This window comes from Antribacter sp. NEAU-D49 (assembly GCF_057158775.1).
On the sequence record NZ_JBXTSN010000006.1, the window covers coordinates 114,059 to 132,156 of the forward strand.

Genomic DNA, 18,098 nt, shown 5'->3' on the forward strand with positions numbered 1-18,098 from the left:
ATGCCTACCTACGACCGGATCGAGACCGCCGCCTACCGGTTGCGGCTACCCGCGGACCTGCCACAGCTCCTGGGCGGGTTCCACGCGTTCAACTTCCCCGGATCCTGGCCCGAGGTGATCCGCCAGGTCTGGGAGCACGACGCGAAGTCGTACGACCCGGAGAAGAAGCTGCCCGTCTACGGCGTGAACCGGGCGATCCGCGCGCTCGTGCCAGATGTGCTGTATTCAGGCTCCGAGCTCGACCGGAAGGATGGCCTGAACACCTGGCTCTACGCGCGCGAGCCGATGGACGCCGGGCTGCTCAAGCGGGTGGTCCAGTCCTGGCTCCAGACCAAGCTTGACGCGAAGAGCGACTATCCCCGGCTGCGCGACGCGGTCCGGGCGCTCGACCTCGACTCCCACACGACGGACTGGCGACCTGCCGAGATCGACCCCGACGGCATCGGGGTGAACGAGGCACGGACCGCGACGATTGACCCCGTGCTGTACCGGCTGATCCCCGAGGCGATCGCCGAGCGGATCCTGCGACTCGGGACGTTCGACGGTGAGCTCTCGTTCCGCCAGGTCGCCAGTGACAACGGTGCCGAGCTCATGTCTTGGCCGCCGCAGTCGTACCCCAAGAAGAGCCGAAACGGCGAGACGCGTCTCTGGTATTACTCGGCCGTCCTCACGATTGTCCTGCGGACCGTTCCCTTTGACCCCGCTCCGCGGCTGCACCTCGCGGTCTCGACCCGTCGGTGGGTCTCGGACAACAAGCTCTTCGTCCCGCCGAACCTCTCGCCGTCGGTGTATGTCCTCCCGATTGCCGATCCGGCGACCGGCTTCGCCGGGGCCCGGTTCGCCGTGCCGTCCCTGACCTGGAGCAAGACGGTGGGGGACTACGTCTGGCGGAACAACGGTCCGGCCGGTGTGCTCGAGAGTCTGACCGTGGGCGGCAAGTTCCCCGACGCCGCACGTATCAAGAACGATCCCGGCGCCTACCTCCCGCCCACCTCGAACCTGGAGGCGGTGGTGGCCTTCCACACGAGAATGCGGACGCATGCGGTCCAGCCCGGGGTGATGCCAGACGAGCGCCGGCGGATCCTGTCTTGGGCGGCCGGGGCCCTACCGGACGCCTTTGAACCGGCGCTCCAGCTGGAGAAGATTTCCCTGGTGGGAGTCGAGCGTCGGCTCGTGGAGCGTACGTCGTTGCCCATGGAACCGAAGGAACCGCGGCGCAAGCACGCGCCGGACGACGCAGAGGCAGCCCGCGAGTACGAGGAGAAGCGTGCTGCCTACGAGCAGAAGCACGCGGTGTGGAAGGTTGAGCACCCCGTCAAGGCCGCAGAGCGGGCTCAGGACGAGGCGAGGAACGCCCAGGTCAACCGCGAGATGCTCGCCCTCGGGCTGCAGGGCAGTGAGCTTCGGATTGACCTCGTCACCGACACCGACGCGGTCCGCGCGGCTTTGGTGAAGGCCGCAGGGGAGTGGCTCGGCCTCGAGCCGGACAGCGGGATGCCATCGGATCACGTCATCTTCCAGGACGGGGACCTCCGAGTGAGGCTCGTCTGCCACCCGGCCGGCCGCATGGCCAGCGCGCTCGGCGACGGCACGACGCCGAAGCGCGGCGCTGCCCACCGGCAGGCGATCGACGAGCGAGCGGAGGCGGTCAGCGCCTTCCTACGGAGCCAGGAGCTTGCGAGCGAGCTCGCCCTGGTCGAGATCCAGGGCCCGGATGCTTACCAGAAGCAGGAGCGTCGCAAGGACCCATACCACGCGATCCGCCAGGGGGCCGCGCGTGCCGGTCGGGTCACCCAGTTTATCACCACTGGCGACGGCGACGACCTGACATTCCGGGCCGCGGCGGCGTGGGCTGACGGGATCCGGTCCCTCGGGATCGGGTTGGGCACCCCGCACTCGGCCGGGCTCGGCCTACCCGAGCAGATCGACCAGGTGGCGTTCTGGCTGGTACGGCGCAACGTCACCACGACGGTCTCCCGTCCTGTCTTCATGCCGATCGCCGTCCTGATCCGGCCCGGACAGCCGCGGGTGATGGCCCGGACGCCTGAGACCAAGGACTGGGTTCCCTACAACCAGCTCCTCTGCGATCTCGCTTGCGCCGACCAGCGACCCAAGGACCTAGCCAGTGCTCAGCGGCAGAGCGAGGAGATGGGGCGGTTCATGAGGGTGGCCCTCCCGTCGCTCCGTGGACGTCCGCTCCTGCTCCTCGCGGATGCGGCGAACCTCCGCAGCCGGTGGTCCTGGCTGCTTGACACCGGACTGCGAGCCGACGCGATCTCCCTCGGCGAAGCCGCCACGACGCGACTCGCCGCGCACAACAAGGAGCTTCGCGTGGTCCGCGTGCGGACCGACGCCGGTCGTCTGGAGACGCCCATGTGGTGGACCGTCCCGGGCGAGGACGGGGTCTCCGGCTTCACGTCCGGGCTCTTTCGCGCCGCTGACACGGACACTGGTGACCGCGTCTTCTACAGCCTGACGGACAAGAACAAGAACCTGAACAAGCACAACCGGAGCCTGCGCAAGTTCACGCGTAACGGCGTCAAGGCCCCGTCGCCGAACGAGACCGCCCCGGTGCCCAGGATCATCGAGTTCGACGTCGCCGGCCTGGCCCCATCCGACGGGGACGACGCCGCGGCGGCCTGGGCGACTTTCGTCCACCAACAGCGGTTCACTGAGGACCGTCCGGACGGGCGTGAGCTGCCCCACGTGCTGGACCTGTGCTCCAAGGCGGGGAAGTACGCCTTCCCGGAGAGCCTGGCCGAGGAGGCGGACGACGACGGTCCGGACCAGGTGACTGCCGACGACATGGGGTTCATACAAGAAGCGCTGGACCTGGAGTTGTAGCGGCTCATCGTGGTGGCCGGGAGGGCCCGGCCACCACGATCGTCGCGGTCTTCATCCCGTCGGCCATGGAAGCCGCACGTCGATGACGAAGGATCCACCGGACGGCCCCGCGGAGAGGGTCCCGCCGAGGCGTCGGGCGCGGTCGGTCATTCCGGAGATTCCGGAGTCCGGACGAGGCAGGCCGGTGAGACCGTCCGGGAGTGGGTTGGTGACCACGATCGTCACCCCCATACCGGGAGCTCCGCGGAGTGTGATGTCGATCGGCAGCCCGCTCGCGTGCTTGATGGCGTTGGTGACGGCTTCTTGCACGATCCGGTAGCAGGCCCGGGTGAGGGTACTGGGCGCGGTGTGTCCTTCGGCGAGGTCGACAGCGCTCGTGACCCTGGCACCGATCCCCTTGAGTTCGTTCAGCAAGGTGGTGAGGTCGGCGAAGGAGACGGCGGTCTGTCCGTCAGCCCCAGAACGCAGCGTGACCAGGACGCTTCGGAGCCCGACGTGGGCGCTCTGAGCGTCGGCTCGAATCAGTGCGGACAATTCACGGACCTCGGGGCTGTCCGACTCGACGGCGAGTGCGGACGCTGCGAATCCGATCCTTCCGAGGTAGTGGCCGACAGAGTCGTGGACCTCGCGGGCGATTTCGGCGCGTTCGGCTTCAGGCGTGCGGCCGGGGTCGGGAGCCGCGGCGACCGGACGAGAACTCTGCTGAGGAAGCAGTTCGCTCTGTGCGCCGTGCCAGACGATTGCGAGCCGGTCTCTCGGCCGGGTGATTGCTACGTACAGCAGCGACCGCTCGCGCTGCAGCGCTTCGGGCCGTTCATCCTCGTGCAGCCGGTCGAGCGCTCGGGTCGCGCCAGCCGCGGCACCGAAGATCAGGACGTTGCGGAATTCCATGCCCTTCGACCGGTGCATGGTCATCACGACGATCCGGTCCCCTCCGGGGGCAACGTTGTTGCCGACGTACTGGCTCGGTACTCCCTCGCGGACCAGGCGCTGGTGCATGGCGGTGGCGTCATGCCTCGTCTTGACCAGGACGGCGATGGTCTCCGCCGGGACGTCGTCCTCGAGCCACCCCCGAAGCTTCGTGACCGTCGCTGCGTAGGCCTCGTTCAGCGTCCCGCGACCGATCAGCTCGGGCGGCGGTCCGGACCGCGCAGACCGCATCCCGGTGTCGTCGAGGACTCCGTCCTCCAGGTCTGTGAGATCGTGACCGGCCAGGACGCTGACCGCATAGTCGAGGTTCTGGGCGGTCGTGCGATAGTTCAGGCGCAGTCGGCGGGAGCGGCCGGTCACGTGGATGCCGTGGCGAGAGAGCACGGTCCTCGCAACGTAGATGCGCTGTTGCGAATCCTCGGCGAGAAAGAGGTCGTCCGGCCCGGGAGCACTCAGGGCCCGGAGCAGTAGGAGCCGCGCTGGCGTGAGGTCCTGGGCTTCATCGACCAGGACATGGTCCGCAATACTCCGACCACCGGTGGCAGCGGCTTGGTCGAGGGCGAGAGCAGCCAGCTTTGCCCTTTCGTCGAAGTCGGTGGTGTTCCCGTCGACGGACAACGAGCGGTAGGCCTCGATGACCTCCCAGACCGCCTGCCGCTGGGCCCGGCCGAGCCCGACGCCTCGTCCAAGGCGCCGGGTCCGGAGATACTCCTCACGCGTGCTGACTGCCTGGGGCACGACGACGGCGGCGTACTCTGCGACGAAGAAGTCCCGCTGACGCAAAGGCGCAGGCAGCTGCTCGCCGGCTTGGCGCAGCGCGGCGTCCCAGACTTCGTTCTCCGTCATCTCGATGAGACCACCACGAGGGCGCCCGAAGACGGTGTGCACAGCAGCGGCGAGGTCGAGCCCATGATCGGCAGCATGTGAGACCAGGTGCCAGGAGATCGAGTCGACCGTCGCGACATGGACTCCGACGTCGCCCGGCCGCTTCGCGAGCTTTATCCCCTTGTCCAGCTCTCGCAGACCGTCTTCAAGGGCTCCGGCGAGCGTCTTGTTGTACGTCGTAAGGATGATCCGCGCGTCGGGGTTCTTCCGATGCAGGTAGCGGGCACGGTGCAGCAGTACGACGGTCTTGCCGGTCCCCGCGCCGCCGGACAGGCGGAACGCGCCCTTCGTGTTCGCCGTCGCGTACGCCGCCTGCTCTGGATGGAGGAAGACCCGCCAGGCGGCGAAGGTGCCGTCAATGGCGGCCCGTAGGTCTTCGTCATCCTCGAGGTAGGTGAACTCCATCCGGGACGTCGGATGCTTGAGCGCGTCGATTAGGTCGTCGTCGGTGTCGTTCTCGGTGCCACCCGCGACGGGCTCGATGTCGTAGGCAGCCCGAACATCCGGGATGCTCTTCCCGTCGGCGAGCCACAGGAGGGCATCAGTCTGGAACGTCGACGGCGCGGCCAGAGCGATCTCCATCAGGCTGTCTTGGTCGGTCGCTCCGATCGCTCGGTAGGCGATCAGCGGGGCGATCCCAAGGTCGATCAGATCCTCGAACGTGATGTCGTGAGCCTGGAGAATCGGGACCAAGGGGCCCGTCGGGGACGCTTCCTGGCCGGCCCCTGATCCCGCCACCGCGTGGGCTGTGCGTTCTGGGACCGGTGTGGCCGCAGCTCCGCTCTGGTCGACGCGGATCACCTCGGCGCCGCTCGTCTGGGCGTTGCGTCGGAACACCACGTTCTTCGCGTAGGAGTTGGCTTCGTCGTGTTCGAAGGTGCCCAGGTAGATGTACCGGTTCTCGCCGTCGGAACCACTGAGTTGGATCAGTACCGCGCGGAGACTGTCATTGACCCGGCCGGTCCGCGCCCGGCGGTCCGCAGCCCCGGTCATGGGCTTGATGCGTAGCCCTGGCGCGGTGTCGTCCCGGCGCAGCTTCTCGATGAACGACCAGACGAGAGACCGCAGGCTGCCATCGATCGAAGGGATTTCCGACGGGATGATCACCTGAGGCACGGAACGAGAATAGTCGCCGAGCAGGGGTTTTACTTATCACCGTCGCGCGCGGGTCCTGTTCTGGTGGCGACCGCGAGAGGTCAGTCGGGTGCTTCGAGCCCTGCCAGCGCCGCGAGCACGGCCAGCTGTGTCCGGTTCCGCAGGCCAAGCTTGGCGCGTGCCTGGGCGAGGTGGACCTTGATGGTCTCCTCGGACAGGTAGAGCCGCTTGGCGATCTCGGTGTTCCCCAGTCCCTCGACGAGGAATGCAGCGATGTCGCGTTCGCGCTCGGTAAGCAGAGCGATCTTCGCGCGGGCAGCGACTCCGCTGCCTGCACGGTCCTCGGATCGCTCCCTCATCCGCTGCAGGACCGCCGCGGTCGCCTCGGTCCCCAGGACCCCGTTGCCCACCGCGACGCTGCGGACGTGGGCGGCGAGGTTCTCCTGGTCCTCGTTCTTGGAGAGGAAGCCCGCAGCGCCGGCCTCGATCGCCTGCACGACGGCGTCTTCGGTGCTCAGGCTCGTCAGCGCAACGCAGTACGGTGGGTCCGGCAGGGCAGCGACCTGACCAATGGCTTCCACACCGTTGACGCGGTGCATCAAGAGGTCGACAAGGACCACGTCGGGTCGGTACTTGGCCACTGCGTGGAGCACCTGGCCGCCGTCATCCGCTTCGCCGACGACATCCAGGCCCTCAGCAGTCAGGAGCCTGCGGATCAGGGACCGAGTCATGGCGTCGTCGTCCACGATGAGCACTCTTGTCACGGCCCCACAGTAAGGCGTCGTTACCGGGCTGAGCCGCGGGCTACCCGAACGGGTAGTCGGAGATACCGAAACGGGGGATGGGCCCATGGGATGTCAGGTGCGAGGGTAGAGACGCCAGCGAGGAGACGGCGCCGCCTCGCGCCGGACCGGGTGAACCTGTCAGTGATTCCTCTGACGAGGCCCGTTGCCCGTGGTTCGCCATCGTGACATCGGTGGTCACTTGGTAGTTTCGACGACGTACGACGCTGGTGACGACCACCGGCCTGGACGGTGGGACGGCAGGGGAATTGGACGCCTTCAAGGTTCATCGGAACCTCATCGAGGACTACCGGCGGTTCACGACGGGTTACTTCGACTTGCGCGACGAGCGGATCCGCTCCTCCGTCGACGAGCAGGTCGCCAAGGGGGCCCAGTGGCCCGACCCGTGGCTCGCGCTGAACCCGTCGTTCGCGTCCGGCGGGACCGTCGAGCACCTCGTGGCCGACGGCGGCCTCCACGAGCGCACCGCGGAGATCTTCCGCGTGGGCAAGGAGAAGAGCCCCGCGACAGCGTTCCCGATCACGTTCCACAAGCACCAGACCGACGCGATCGAAGCAGCCCGCAGCGGTGACTCCTACGTCCTGACGACCGGTACCGGCTCGGGCAAGTCGCTCGCCTACATCGTCCCGATCGTCGACCACGTGCTGCGCAACGGGTCCGGTCGCGGAGTCCAGGCCATCATCGTCTACCCGATGAACGCCCTGGCGAACAGTCAGATGGAAGAACTCGAGAAGTACCTCGTCAAGGGCTTCGTCGATGAGAAGGGAAACGGGAAGCCCCCGGTCACGTTCGGTCGGTACACCGGACAGGAGTCCGACGAGGAACGCCGGGCGATCCTGGAGAATCCACCGGACATCCTCCTCACCAACTACGTGATGCTCGAGTACGTGCTCGTGCGGCCGCACGAGCGCGAGAAGCTGGTCGAGGCAGCCCGCGACCTGCGGTTCCTCGTCCTCGACGAGCTGCACACCTACCGCGGTCGACAGGGGGCCGACGTCGCGCTCCTCGTACGCCGGGTGCGGCAAGCCACGGGCGTCGGCGACGCGCTGCAGTGCGTGGGAACTTCGGCCACCATGGCGACGGCGGACACGGTAGAAGGCCAGCGGCGCGAGGTCGCTGCCGTCGCCTCGACGATCTTCGGGACGAACATCACTCCGGACCGGGTCATCGTGGAGACGCTCGTCCGCGCGACGAAGGACCCCGCTCCAGCCGCAGAGGCGCTCGCTGCCGCCGTTGACGCCAGGGCCGACGCCGAGAGCAACGACCCGGTCCTCGCAGCAGGCTACGAAGCCCTGCGCCAGGACCCGCTCGCCGGATGGATCGAGTCGAATTTCGGCATCCACGAGGAACCTGGGACTGGCATCCTCGTCCGCACGACGCCGATCACCGTCGAGGACGCAGCCAAGGACCTCGCGCTCACTACCGGCAGGAGCCTGTCGTCCTGCGCCCAGGCGATCCGCTCGACCCTGATGGCTGGAGCGACCAAGGCGAAGCACCCGGTCACCCAACGGCCCCTTTTCGCCTTCCGGCTGCACCAGTTCATCTCCAAGGGTGCATCCGTCTACGTGACGGCCGAGCCTGAAGACACTCGCGTCATCGAGCACGACTACCAGGTCTACACCGAGGAGCACGGCGCCGAGCGGCGCCTGTACCCGCTCGCGTTCTGCAGGGAGTGCGGCCAGGAGTACCTGATGGTCACGCACGACCGGGCGGGCGGAGAGTTCCGGGCCCGCACCGGGAACCTGGTCAAGGCCGACGACGGCGACGGGTACCTGTACATCAGCACGAAGAACCCCATGCCCGTGGACATGCTGCCCCAGCTCCCGCAGACCTGGATAGACCCGGCAGGGAAGGTCGTCCCGTCGCGGCGGCACCGAGTGCCGACGTCGTACCGTGTCGACCTCCTCGGCAAGGCCCGTCCGGTCACCGACGCTCACGAGACCCAGGTCTCGACGGCAGACGGCACCTACACCACGTTCGTTCCGGGCGGCCTGCTGTTCTGCCTGCGCTGCGAGATCGCTTACAACAATCCGCGCCAGAGCGAGATCTCAAAGGTCGCAACACTCGACATGGAGGGACGGTCCAGCGCTGTCACGATCCTGTCCACGAGCATCATCCGGTCGCTGAACGCCGCAGAGGACCTGCCCGACGAGGCCCGCAAACTGCTCACCTTCGTGGACAACCGCCAGGACGCGAGCCTCCAGGCCGGGCACGTCAACGACTTCATGCTCGTGGGGCTCCTGCGCTCGGCGCTCTACCTGGCCGCGAAGGGGGCAGGGGAGACGGGCCTGGACCCGTCGGAGGACTTCGTCTCTCGGATCGTCAAGTACTTGCCGCTGGAGTCGAAGGACTACATGCAGGCGCCAGAGGCCTTCGACACGACCCAGGCGGACCGAGCACTGCGCCAGGTGATCGAGTTCCGGGCGCTCCAGGACCTCCGTCGAGGCTGGCGCGTGACGCTGCCGAACCTGGAACAGACGGGACTGATCCGGGTCAAGTACCCCGTCGCCGAGCGGCTGTGTGGCGCCGAAGAGCGGTGGACCGGCACGCATCACCTGCTCCGTCACCGGACCGCTGCCGAGCGGTACGAGTACGTCCAGGTCCTCCTCGACGAGTTCCGTCGTGTCCTCGCCCTCGACACAGAGGTCTTCTCCGAGGAACGGATGGAGACCCTCAAGCGCGCCAGCGAGACGCACCTCAGCGGAGTCTGGACGGTTGGCGACCAGGAGCGTCTGCCGACGCTCGGCTTTGGCTCCCTCACCCCGCAGAAAGCAGGCGGCGCCCCCGGATACCTCTCGCTAACTCCTCGCGGTGGCTACGCCCGCTGGCTTGCAGGCAGGCTCGACACCGCCAAGATCGACCTCGACACGATGGACGCGGTCATGCAGTCACTCGTCGACGTGCTCGTCAACGCTGACGTCCTCGTGAAGTTCAAGGACGACAAGGGAGCCGACGGCTACCGCCTGCGCGTCTACCAGGCGCGCGTGGTCGCGGGCGACGGCACGCACGCAGCCCCCGATCCCATCCGCCGTACCGTCGATCCTGAGCGCACCGCCCGCGTACTGCCGTTCTTCCGGGACATGTACCAGACGATCGGCAAGGACCTCGTCGGCCTCGTCGCGCGCGAGCACACCGCCCAGGTACCAGCCAAGGACCGCGAGGAGCGTGAGGACGCGTTCCGCAAGGGGGAGCTCAAGCTCCTCTACTGCTCGCCGACGATGGAGCTTGGCGTCGACATTGCCAAGCTCAACGCCGTCGGCATGCGCAACGTCCCACCCACCCCGGCGAACTACGCCCAGCGGTCCGGTCGGGCCGGCCGCTCGGGGGATCCCGCCCTGGTCGTGACGTACTGCGCGTCCGGCAATGCACACGACACCTACTACTTCAAGCGCGGCAACGACATGGTCTCCGGACGCGTCCAGCCACCGCGGATCGACCTGACCAACGAGGAGCTCGTCCGGTCCCACGTCCACGCCGTCTGGCTGGGGGCATCCGGCGCGACGCTCGGCCGCTCGATGAGCGACGTCGTGGACACCACCGCCACCAGTTACGCCGTGCAAGCGGACCTCGCGGCAGCGATGACGGCACCGGACCTGGCCGCGAAGGCGCACGAAGCCGCCCGCCAGGTCCTCGCCCCGCTCCAGCCCGTCCTGGACCACGCTCCGTGGTATGTCGACGACTGGTTGGAGACCGTCGTCGACCAGGCGCGTCAGGAGTTCGACAAGGCCTGCGAGCGCTGGCGCACCCTGCACCGCACTGTGAAGTCCGAGATGGACCTGGCCAACGTGCAGGCGCAGATCGCCTCCTCCGCGAAGAAGGACCGCCAGGCGGCCCGCTATCGGCACGCCGACGCGCAGCGGCAGCTGGAGCTCCTGCTGAACTCCGGCGAGCAGGCCGGTCAGGGCGACTTCTACCCCTACCGCTACTTCGCCTCCGAGGGCTTCCTCCCCGGCTACTCGTTCCCGCGACTGCCGCTCGCCGCATACATTCCCGGTATCCCGAACGCGAAGAACCGGGAGTCCACCTGGCTCCAGCGTGCTCGGTTCATCGCGCTGCGCGAGTTCGGGCCCCGCGCCCTCATCTATCACGAGGGTGCCCGCTACCGAGTGGTCCGCGTCAACCTGCCGCGAGACGGCGAGGGGGAGACGGGCAAGCTGACTCTCCACAAGACGTCGTACTGCACGAGCTGCGGCTACCACCACGAGCGAGCAGTGGGCATAGACGTCTGCGAGAACTGCGGCGAGCAGCTCACCGCGACCATGGACAGGATGCTGCCGCTCCAGGCGGTCGTGACCCGGCGTGCAGAGCGCATCTCCGCCGACGAGGAGGAGCGCACCCGCGTCGGCTTCGAGGTCCTGACCAGCTACCGCTTTCTCCCGCGCGGCACCGACCCCGGCTTTGCCGACGCCGCCGTCGAGACCACCGGCACACGGCTCCTCGACCTGCGCTACGGCGACGCGGCCGAGCTCCGCATGACGAACATCGGCGAACGGCGTCGCAAGAACAAGGACGACCACGGCTTCTACCTCGACACCGTCCGTGGCACCTGGCTCACCGAGGCCCGCGCCCAGGAGGCCGACGAGCCCGCGGACGACGACGAGACTCAGGTCAAGGCTGAGGACCTCAAGACCGCGCAGAAGGTCATCCCCTTCGTCCAGGACCGCAAGAACATCGCGATCCTGCGCTGGGCCCAGAACCTCAACCGGTCCGAGGCCGTCACGCTGATGTACGCCCTGGAACGCGGCGTCGAGGCGACGTACCAGCTGGAGGACTCCGAACTGTCCAGCGAGATGCTGCCCGACACTCTCCCCGGCACGGACCCCGATGCAACCCGCGGGCGCTTCCTGCTCGTCGAGTACGCCGAGGGCGGCGCCGGCGTGCTACGCCTCCTCCAGTCCGAGCCGGATGCGCTGGCAAAGGTAGCCCGCAAGGCGCTGGAGATCATGCACATGGACCCGGAGACCGGGGCCGAGGCCGAAGACGCCTGCGTTCGCGGCTGCTACCAGTGCCTCCTCACCTACGGCAACCAGATGCACCACGAGACCATCGACCGGCGCACGGCGATCGCCCGGCTCCGTCGGCTCACGGGCGCCGCCACGACCCCAGCGGTCGTCGCGGCGACGCCTTCACCGACACCCGACGACGTCGTGCTCCCCGCCGCGCCCCGGGCGCGAACGCTGTTCGAGACCCTGTTCGCCAAAGGCTTGCGCCTCCCAGACCGCATCGACGACGAAGTCTCCGGCTTTCCCGCCGACCTCGTCTATGACACGCTCCAGACCATCGTCGCGGTGAGCACCGCGGAGGCCCCAGTCGAGACTCCGTGGGACCTCGTCAGCGCCGGCTGGCACGTCGTCCTTATCGATGACACGACAGACCTGGACCAGCTCATCGCAGAGAACCCCTCGACCTTCGGGAGCCCCGTCTGATGCCCTACGCCTCCGGGACCCTCGTCCGCGCTCGCGGACGGGAGTGGGTCGTGCTACCCGACAGCACCGACGACTTCCTCGTGCTCCGCCCACTTGCTGGCGGCGAGGCAGACATCGCGGGCGTGCTCCCGCACGTGGAGCACGTCGAGGAGGCGACCTTCCCGCTGCCGAGCCTCGACGACGTGGGCGACTACCGTTCAGCGAACCTCCTGCGCGACGCCCTGCGGATCGGGTTCCGCTCCACCGGCGGCCCGTTCCGCTCGCTCGCGTCCCTGGCCGTAGACCCACGTCCGTACCAGTACGTGCCGCTGCTCATGGCCCTGCGCCAAGAGGTCACGCGCCTCTTGATCGCTGACGACGTCGGCATCGGCAAGACCGTCGAGGCGGCCCTCGTCGCCCGCGAACTCCTGGCCCAGGGGTCGGCCAGAGGCCTGACGGTGCTGTGCCCGCCTTCGCTGGCCGAGCAGTGGCAGGCCGAGCTTCGCCAAAAGTTCGGGCTGGAGGCGGTCCTGGTCCTGGGATCCACCGTCACGCGCCTGCAGCGCGGCCTGGCGCACGACGAGTCCATCTTCCAGCGCTACCCGCACACGATCGTCTCGACCGACTTCATCAAGTCTGACCGGCGGCGCGACGAGTTCCTGCGCACCGCACCCGACCTGGTCATCGTCGACGAGGCACACACCTGCATCTCGGACGGCACCTCCGGTGGCGGCCGAGGACGTCAGCAGCGACACGACCTGCTCAGCAGGCTCGCCGCAGACCCCGAACGGCACCTCGTGCTCGTCACCGCCACCCCGCACTCCGGCAAGGAAGCATCCTTCCGCAACCTCCTCGCGCTCCTCGACCCGGCCCTGGAGAACGCCGACTTCGCGAGTGACGCGGGCCGACGTCGCCTCGCGCGCCACATGGTCCAGCGGCGCCGAGCGGACATCCGCACCTACCTCGACGAGGACACCAAGTTCCCGAGCGACCGCGAGACCCGAGAGGTCGCCTACGGCCTCTCGCCCGCGCACAAGTCGTTCTTCGAGGACGTCGTCGCATACGCCCGCGGCCAGGTGCAGGACAAGTCCGGCACCACGCTCGACCAGCGAGTCCGATGGTGGTCCGCGCTCTCCCTGCTCCGGTCGGTCGCCTCGTCGCCAGCAGCCGCGTTCGCGACCCTGCACGCCCGATCCTCCGCCCTGGCCGCCGGAAGCGCAGACGCGGCGGACGCTCTCGGCGCGTCGGCGGTCCTTGACCAGGTGGAGGACGACGCGACCAACGCCGACGACACCGTCCCCGGCGCGATCCCCCTGCCTGACGAGGCATCCCCCCACCTGCGGACCCTCCTCACCCTGCGCAACGCGGCGAACCAGCTCTCTCCGACGGACGACGCGAAGCTCGCCATCCTGATCAAGGAGATCAAGGGCCTACTCAAGGTCGGCCAGTCGCCGATCGTCTTCTGCCGGTTCATCCCCACAGCGCACTACGTCGTCGAGCAGCTCCGAGCGGTGTTCCCGAAGCAGCTGGTCGACGTCGTCACCAGCGAGCTCGCGCCCGACGACCGTGCCGCCCGCGTCCGGGACCTCACATCCGACGAAGCTTCGCGAGGACGGATCCTCGTCGCCACCGACTGCCTGTCCGAGGGAGTGAACCTCCAGAACGGCTTCCAGGCCGTGATCCACTACGACCTCGCCTGGAACCCCACCCGCCACGAGCAGCGCGAGGGCCGCGTGGACCGCTTCGGCCAGCAGGCCGAGGTCGTGCGCGCGCTGACACTGTACGGCGAGGACAACGGCATCGACGGCATCGTCATGAACGTCCTCCTGCGCAAGCACGCTCAGATCCGCAAGGACCTCGGGATCAGCGTCCCCGTCCCCAACGACGCCAGCGACAAGGTCCTGACGGCACTCCTCGAAGGCGCGCTCCTGCACGGCAACCAGGGCGAGCAGCTCACGCTCGATCTCGGCCTGACCGAAGCCGCCGCGCTCGACGAGGACTGGCGGTCCGCGGCTGACAGCGAGAAAGCATCCCGCGCCCGGTACGCGCAGCACGCCCTGAGCCCGGCCGAGGTTTCCTCCGAGGTGTCCGAGGCTCGTTCCCGCCTCGGACGGCCCGACGACGTCGCCCGCTTCGTCACCGACGCGCTCGCGCAGCTCGGAGCGCAAACGACGAAGACCGACCTCGGCTTCGACCTCGCGCTGCACACCGTTCCGATCGGCCTCAAGGACATCCTCCGCACCGGCAAGGATGTCCTGCCGTGGGCACGTGATCTGCCGGCGCCCGTCGGCGCCGCCATCCTGCACCGCACCGACGAGCGTGTCGGCTCCCTGGCCCGGTTTGTGCTCGACGGCGCCCTCGACAACCGCGTGCCCGAGGACCAGCGCCCTGCCCGACGGCTCGGCCCCATCACGACGACGGACGTCACCACCATGACGGTCCTGCTACTGGCTCGCTTCCGGGTCCACCTCACACTGCCAGGACGCTACGGTTCGGCCACGCAGGTCGCCGAAGAGGCGCGGACGCTCGCCTTCACCGGCAACCCCGCCACGCCGCATTGGCTAGAGCGCGACGAGGTCGAAAAGCTCCTCAAGGCACGCCCGACGTCGAACACCGCACCGGATCGGGCTCGAGGATTCCTCTCGGCCGTGCTCGGAGCGCTCCCTGCCCTCCAGCCTGCGCTGGAAGCGGAAGCACAGCGAGCAGCAGACGAACTGCGCGAGGCCCACACCCGTGTCCGGCGCGCCGCCCGCGGTACCGACCGAGCCGACGGCACCGGTGTCCGTGGCCTCGCCGTGCGCTCGCAGCTGCCCGTCGACCTGCTCGGCGTCTACGTCTACCTGCCCGACACCACGCGAGGGAACGCCGCATGAGCACCGCGCTGCAGGCCGTTCGTATCGAGGGCGGCATCGTCCCTGCGACCCTCTTCCAGAGGCTCCAAGGTGGTGACCTGGCCGACGGTTCACTGGCGCCCTCGTCGTACCACCTCGCCGCCCGCGAGACCGTCCGAGACGCCGCGAACCGCGCCTGGACCTACCTCACCGGCGTCTACGAGGCCTGGTCCGAGGCTCAGGCCAAGGAACCGGGCGGACTCGACGCGACCACGTCGGCGACCACTCGGGACCGGTGGCTCCTGCCGCTGCTCGACCAGCTCGGCTACGGCCGGGTGCCCGTGCACCCCGGCGCACTCACCGTGGACGGCAAGGACTTCCCGCTGACCCACCTGTGGCAGCACGTCCCGGTGCATCTCGTGGGCCCCGGCGTCGACCTCGACCGTAGGCATGCCGGCGTGCAGGGCGCAGCCCGGGCGCCGCAGGCCATGGTGCAGGAACTGCTGAACCGCTCCGACACTCACCTGTGGGCGATCCTCGCCAACGGCAAGAAGCTGCGGCTGCTCCGTGACTCGACTGCTCTCGCCGGATCCGCATACGTCGAGTTCGACCTCGAAGCCATCTTCGGCGGTGAGCTCTTCGCCGAGTTCGTGCTGCTGTGGATGCTGTGCCACCAGTCCCGCCTGGAGATCCGCACCGTCGAGCCGGGAACGGACCCGAACCCGGCCGACTGCTGGCTCGAGACCTGGCGTGCCGACACGGTCAAGGCTGGTGCCCGTGCACTGGAACGTCTCCAAGACGGAGTGAAGAAGGCACTTGAGCACCTCGGCAGCGGGTTCATCGCACACCCCGGCAATGCGACGCTCCGGGAGGACCTCGGCACCGGCAAGCTCACCGACCGAGACCTGCACCGCCACCTGTTGCGGCTCGTCTACCGGCTCCTTTTCCTCTTCGTCACCGAGGACCGCGGGGTCCTCCTCGACCCCGCGGCCGACGCCACGGCGAGGCTCCGCTACGAGGCCTATCTTTCGACCAGGCGCCTGCGCGACACGGCTCGGGTACGGCATGGGTCGGCCGCGTATGGAGACCTGTGGCAAGGACAGCGTCTCGTCCTTCAAGCCCTCGGCGGCGACGGCGAGCCCGCGCTCGGCCTGCCCGCGCTCGGCGGACTCTTCGACCCTGAAGAGGGCCGGGGCGAACCGCTGCTCGTGGCCGAGCTCGCCAACGACGCTCTCCTGGAGGCGGTCCGCTCGTTGTCTTGGATCCAGCGCGGAGATCGCCTCCAGCCGGTCGACTACCGCAACCTTGGTGCGGAAGAACTCGGCGGCGTCTACGAGGTGCTGCTGGAGCTGGTCCCGCAAGTCTTCCTCCCTGAGTTCAGCTTCACATATGTGTCTGAGAGCGTCAGCGGAAACGAACGCAAAACCACAGGCTCCTACTACACTCCGCCAGCGCTCGTCTCGGCGCTCCTGGACACCGCCCTCGACCCGGTCATCGATGACGCGGTTTCTGGCGCCGCCGACGGCACCGAGGCGGAGAAGCGGCTCCTCGCGCTCACTGTCTGCGACCCCGCCTGCGGCTCCGGTGCATTCCTGGTTTCAGCCGCCCGACGAATCGCGCGGCGCCTCGCCGCGATCCGGGCCGGCGAGGACGAGCCGACACCCGCCGACGTCCGGCACGCCCTGCGCGACGTCGTGGCGCGCTGCATCTACGGCGTCGACATCAACCCGCTCTCCGCGGAACTGGCCAAGGTCTCCCTCTGGCTCGAAGCCATCGAGCCCGGCAAGGCCCTCGGCTTCCTCGACGCCCGGATCCGGGTTGGAAACTCGCTGCTCGGCGCTACACCCTCATTGCTGAAGAACGGCCTGCCCGACGATGCCTTCAAGGTCCTCGCGGGCGACGACTCGAAGTACGCCTCCGCGATCAAGAAGCGCAACAAGCAGGAGCGGGGCGCCTTCGGCAGTGTTCAGGACCAGCTCGACCTCGATTTCGGCGGGGGCGCGGTCCACAGCCTGGCCGAGCACCGGAGGCAGTTTGCGACGGTGTACGACGACGCAGCTTCCGTCCGGCGCCTGGCGCGGGCGTGGCGCGCCTATGCGCACGACCCGGAGTATGTACGCCGCAAGGTGCACGCCGACGCCTGGTCGGCGGCGTTCGTGTGGCCGCTCAAACCGAGCAACCTGTCGTTGGCGAGTTCCGAGCGCGCGGCGGTCGTCGACGTCCCGACGAGCGCGATCGTCCGGAAGTTCGAGACCGACCCTGATGCGAAGGCGCTCGTCGCCACGCGGGAGCAGGTGGAGGCGATCGCCGACGAGTACCGCTTCTTCCACTGGCACCTGGAGTTCCCCGAGATCTTCGACCGTCCCGACGGCCGTGCGGGAGACGCTGGCTGGACCGGCGGGTTCGACTGCATGATCGGCAACCCGCCGTGGGAGCGCGTCAAGCTCCAGGAGCAGGAGTTCTTCGCCGTACGAGACCCGCAGATCGCGACCGCGCCGAACGCCGCCGCGCGGCGACGTCTGATCGACGCCCTCGCGGACAGCGACGATGTCGTCGAGCGAGCCCTGTACCGCGAGTACACGGCGGCCCTACGGCGTGCTGACGGCGAGAGCAAGCTCCTGCGCAAATCAGGCTCCTACCCCCTGGCTGGCCGTGGCGACGTCAACACGTACGCGGTGTTCACCGAGCTTTTCCGGACGCTTACCGGGCCGAAGGGGCAGGCGGGCGTCATCGTGCCTACGGGCATCGCCACCGACGCCACGACCCAGCACTTCTTCCGCGACCTCGTGGAGACAAAGAGCATCGGGGCGCTCTACGACTTCGAGAACGCGGCGCCGATCTTCGACGGGGTGCACCGGAGCTTCAAGTTCTGCCTGCTCACCATGACCGGCCGCGACCGCGACGCCGGCGCAGCCGACTTCGCCTTCTTCCTCCACGACGCTCGTGACATCGCTGCCCGGTCCTTCGCGCTGACTCCCGAGGAGATCACGCTCCTCAACCCGAACACAGGCACCTTGCCAATCTTCCGCACCCGCCGCGATGCGGAGATCACGCTCGGCATCTACCGCCGCGTCCCGGTCCTGATCAACGAGGCCAAGGTCAAGGCGGGCGACCCCGGGGGCAACCCGTGGGGCGTCAAGTTCATGACGATGTTCCACATGTCGAACGACTCCCACCTCTTCCGGACTCGAGAACAGCTCGAGGTCGAGGGCTGGGTGCTCGAAGGCAACGTCTTCGTTCGACCCGAAAACAGCGGGGGGGGGGGTAGGCCGTGAGCAGGTCTGGCTGCCTCTCTACGAGGCCAA

Annotated in this window: 6 protein-coding genes; 4 read left to right on the forward strand and 2 right to left on the reverse strand. The window is 68.3% G+C overall.

What is annotated here, in order from left to right; translation table 11 throughout:
• The gene (locus AC060K_RS07270; protein WP_483764756.1) at positions 1 to 2,844 is read left to right on the forward strand and encodes a pPIWI_RE module domain-containing protein; all 2,844 of its coding nucleotides are present in this window, start codon (positions 1 to 3) and stop codon (positions 2,842 to 2,844) included.
• Between the two features lie 51 nt (positions 2,845 to 2,895).
• Here the strand turns inward: AC060K_RS07270 and AC060K_RS07275 are convergent, their stop codons facing one another.
• Together AC060K_RS07275 and AC060K_RS07280 are read right to left on the reverse strand one after the other, a co-directional pair.
• Entirely contained in the window at positions 2,896 to 5,775 is a 2,880-nt protein-coding gene (locus tag AC060K_RS07275) for a 3'-5' exonuclease (RefSeq protein WP_483764757.1), read from the reverse strand.
• An 80-nt stretch (positions 5,776 to 5,855) separates the two neighbouring features.
• Positions 5,856 to 6,500 carry a response regulator gene (locus AC060K_RS07280; protein WP_483764758.1) on the reverse strand — a complete coding sequence of 215 codons (645 nt, stop codon included), beginning with the start codon at positions 6,498 to 6,500 and terminating at the stop codon, positions 5,856 to 5,858.
• Positions 6,501 to 6,766: 266 nt separating this feature from the next.
• Here AC060K_RS07280 and AC060K_RS07285 point away from each other — a divergent pair, with 266 nt between their 5' ends.
• From AC060K_RS07285 to AC060K_RS07295, 3 genes are read left to right on the forward strand one after another with little or no spacing between them, the layout of a single operon-like run.
• The gene (locus AC060K_RS07285) at positions 6,767 to 11,983 is read left to right on the forward strand and encodes a DEAD/DEAH box helicase (RefSeq protein WP_483764759.1); all 5,217 of its coding nucleotides are present in this window, start codon (positions 6,767 to 6,769) and stop codon (positions 11,981 to 11,983) included.
• Positions 11,983 to 14,835 (forward strand): helicase-related protein, encoded by a 2,853-nt coding sequence (locus AC060K_RS07290; RefSeq protein WP_483764760.1) that lies wholly within the window; start codon positions 11,983 to 11,985, stop codon positions 14,833 to 14,835. Before AC060K_RS07285 ends, AC060K_RS07290 begins: the two co-directional genes overlap by 1 nt.
• Positions 14,832 to 18,068, forward strand: a complete 3,237-nt coding sequence (locus AC060K_RS07295) for an Eco57I restriction-modification methylase domain-containing protein (protein ID WP_483764761.1) — start codon at positions 14,832 to 14,834, stop codon at positions 18,066 to 18,068. The genes AC060K_RS07290 and AC060K_RS07295 overlap by 4 nt, the downstream gene beginning before the upstream one ends.
• Positions 18,069 to 18,098 lie beyond the last annotated feature (30 nt).